Origin of the sequence: Streptomyces sp. NP-1717 (assembly GCF_022695985.1) — a bacterium.
Lineage (GTDB): Bacteria > Actinomycetota > Actinomycetes > Streptomycetales > Streptomycetaceae > Streptomyces.
This window is the reverse complement of sequence record NZ_JAAPBF010000400.1, coordinates 1-3,132: the sequence shown is the minus strand read 5'-3', so window position 1 is coordinate 3,132 and position 3,132 is coordinate 1. Positions and strand designations below refer to the sequence as shown.

General features: G+C 71.2%; 3 protein-coding genes and 1 pseudogene. 2 read left to right on the top strand and 2 right to left on the bottom strand.

Annotated features, from left to right (window positions below):
• A pseudogene (locus tag GXP76_RS34880) lies at nucleotides 1-411 on the top strand (hypothetical protein); the annotation flags it as partial.
• Between the two features lie 44 nt (nucleotides 412-455).
• Entirely contained in the window at nucleotides 456-896 is a 441-nt protein-coding gene (locus GXP76_RS34875; protein WP_242575625.1) for a hypothetical protein, read from the top strand.
• A 96-nt stretch (nucleotides 897-992) separates the two neighbouring features.
• Here GXP76_RS34875 and GXP76_RS34870 read toward each other — a convergent pair whose 3' ends face one another.
• Together GXP76_RS34870 and GXP76_RS34865 are read right to left on the bottom strand one after the other, a co-directional pair.
• On the bottom strand, nucleotides 993-2,174 hold the full coding sequence (locus GXP76_RS34870; RefSeq protein WP_242575624.1) for a S1 family peptidase: 1,182 nt from the start codon (nucleotides 2,172-2,174) through the stop codon (nucleotides 993-995).
• A 340-nt stretch (nucleotides 2,175-2,514) separates the two neighbouring features.
• Nucleotides 2,515-3,054 (bottom strand): hypothetical protein, encoded by a 540-nt coding sequence (locus tag GXP76_RS34865; RefSeq protein ID WP_242575623.1) that lies wholly within the window; start codon nucleotides 3,052-3,054, stop codon nucleotides 2,515-2,517.
• Nucleotides 3,055-3,132 lie beyond the last annotated feature (78 nt).

Sequence of the window (3,132 nt, the reverse complement as noted above, 5' to 3'; positions counted from 1 at the left end):
TGGCAGGACGCCGTCCGCCTGGCCGCCGCCCACCCCGGGTCCGGGCTCACCGCCTCGACCCGCGCCCTCTACCGCGACCTGGCGGCGGGGACCGGCCACAGCCCCACCGATCTGGCCCGCGCCGTCGCCGCCTGGCGCCAGGGCGGCCTCGCAGGCCTGACCGTCCTGGAAGACGCCTGGGACCCGCCCGCCGGACCGTTCGACCGCGCCCGCCCCGCACTCGTCGCGGCCGACTTCCCGCACTTCCGCCCCTGGCGCAACCGGCTCTCCGCGCCGTCGCTCCAACTCCGCTTCGGCCGCGACGGTCTCTGGTACGGCTACGAGTCGGACCGCGACCGGGAGGACTGGTGGCCCCGGGGCACCCCCGACACCGACCCGGTGGGCGCGCTCACGGCGCTGCTCGGACGGTGACCGATAGGCTCGTATCCGTCACATCCACAGATCAAGGGGGCACGGTGGAAACCGAGTTGGTGGCACTGGCGACGGCGGGGGCGACGGCCCTCGTGCAGCAGATGGCGACGGACGGCTGGACGGCGGCCCGCGACCGGATGGTGGCGTTCTTCGCGGGCCGGGGCTCGGCCACCCCGGCCTCGGTCGAGGAGGAACTGGACACCGTACGGGCCGAACTGGTCGCGGCGCGGCAGGACGAGGACGAACAACTGATCGCCGACGTCCACACCGAATGGCGCACCCGCCTCCGCCGCACCCTGGCGGCCGACCCCGCGGCGGCTGCCGAACTCCGCGCGCTGCTGGACGAGTTGGACCCCGCCGCGCCCACGCCACAGCACGTAACCACCGTGCACAACACCATGAGCGGCGGCGTGGTGCACGAGACCCTTATCCAGACGGGCTCGATCGGCAGAGTGGACCTGGGAGGCGGCGGCTCTCGCGGCTGAGCCGAAGCGCCACCGGGAGACAGAGCTGACCGCACCGCGGTGAAGCCCGTCGCGTCAGAACCATGACGCGACGGGCTTCACCTTGTGGAGTCCGGGTCAGGCTGTGTGCAGCCGCAGACCGTACGTGCTCAGGATCTCGTTGATCGGCTGGTAGAAGCTCTGCCCGCCGCTGGTGCAGTTGCCCGAGGCGCCGGACGTTACGCCCTGTGCCTGGTCACCGCTGATGAACGAGCCGCCCGAGTCGCCACCCTCCGCGCAGGCACTCGTCTGGACCATCTGGTGGACGGCGCCCTGGGAGTAGTTGACCGTCACGTTCTTGGCCAGGAGGTTGCCGCAGCGCCAGTGCGTCGTGGAGCCGGAGCGGCAGATCGACGCGCCGACGGGGGCCTCGTTCGAACCGCGTACCAACTGGTCGGACACGCTGCCCCAGCCGAGGACGACGGGAACGGTCCACCAGCCGTTGGCGACGTTCACCCACGCGTAGTCGTTGCCGGGGAAGGACGAGCCCTGGAAGTTGCCGATGGTGGAGTTGTCCCAGCCGCGCACCGACTGGCCACGGGGGCCGCAGTGGCCGGCGGTGACGAAGCCGCCGTGCACGGAGAAGCCTATGGAGCAGCGGACGTTGCCCGTGTAGTACGGGTCACCGCCCACGGTCCCGGCCGCGACGGTGGAGGGGGCGTCGGTCGTCTCCGCGACCGTCACCGGACCGGTCTTCTCGGCCTTCGCGACGAATGCGGCGACGGCCTTGGTGTCACGTTCCGAGGCGAGGACGTTCACCACGACCCGGTTGTTCTCCGGGTCGACGGACCAACTGCTCACGCCGGCCGGGGCGGAGAGCGCGTCGATCCGCTTCATGGTCGCGTCGAGCGCCCGCTCGCTGTGCTTCACGAGCTTGACCGTGGCGCCTGTCGCGTGGACGGCGGCGGCCTTCTTCGCGTCGGTGAGGGCGACGGTCAGGGAGTTGTCGGCCGCGCTGAACCAGGAGCCGCCGTACGCGGCTCCCGCCGCGCGCTCCGCCTTGGTGTCGATGGCGGTCGCCGTCTTCTCGGCGGCGAGCCGGGCGACGGCCTCACTCCTGGTGAGGCCGAATTCCTTCTGCATGCCGCTGAGCAGGCCCGCGGAGGCGGGCGCCTTCTTCGCGGCCGCCGCCGATTCTGACATCGATGTCGAGGCGGCGGCGGGGGCCGCGGCTGCGGCCGGTGCGAGCCCGGCCGTCGCCCAGGTGCCGACGAGGAGGAGTGCGGACAGACCGGTGCGTACAACTGTCTTGCGTCTCAAGGCATTCGCCCTTCGGTTGTTCCAGCGATCGTGGGGTTGGAACAGTGGAACAGCAGGCGAGTGAGAGCGCTCTCAATCGCCTCGGCGGGAGCGTATCCAAGGATCATGAGCAGGTCCATGCCAATGGCGGAACGGAATCCGCGCGCGGTGCGATTCGCCAGGTCGGGAGGGGTTCGCACCTGATGGAAGGAAAGCTTCCGGAGGGCTCGGCGGGCGGCGCGACGGCGCTTCAAGTCCCGTTGGGGCGGGAGCTTTTACAGCGTTGCAGACGTCAAGCGGTGAACGCGTCCCGGGCTCTCCGGACACTTCCGCAGAGCCCGAGCGAGTGCGTGCCGCCGGATCAGAGCAGCTCCGCCCAGCGCGTCAGTGTCGCGAAGTCCCCCTCCCGCAGACCCCGTCGTGGGTGGATGCGCAACAGCAGCGCGGGCCCGTCGTGATGGGTCGCGACGTACGTGGTGTCCAGGTCGGTGATCATGTCGTCGACCCAGGCGAAGGGTCTGCCGTCCGCCCACTCCAGCAGCGGGCGTGTCTTCCAGTAGAGGCCGTCCGGATCCTTCGCGAACAGCTCGGGCCACTCGATGACCGGCAGATCGGTCGGCAGCCCGACGGCCGGCGCGATCATGCTGTTGGCCTCGTGCATCCACGTGGTGGCCCAGGCGAGTTCGAAGGGCAGCCCGGTGAGTATCGGGCCGTGGGCGGGGTTGAGCCGTACCCGTAGCCCGCGTCTGTGGGGCCGGGAGCCCGGCGTCTGGCGGGAGAGCCAGCCCGACGGGCGCAGACGGTGGGTGGTGTACCCGCGCGGCCGTGGCAGCCGTGCGGCGTACGGGTTGAGGGGGCCGTCGACGTCGAGGAGCAGCAAGGGGCGTAGGTGAACCGTCATGGGGGAGAAATGCCCGCCGCGGGGGCCGTTTACGACCCCCGCGCGCTCCTGCGCCCTTCTCCGCGCTCTCCCGTCGCC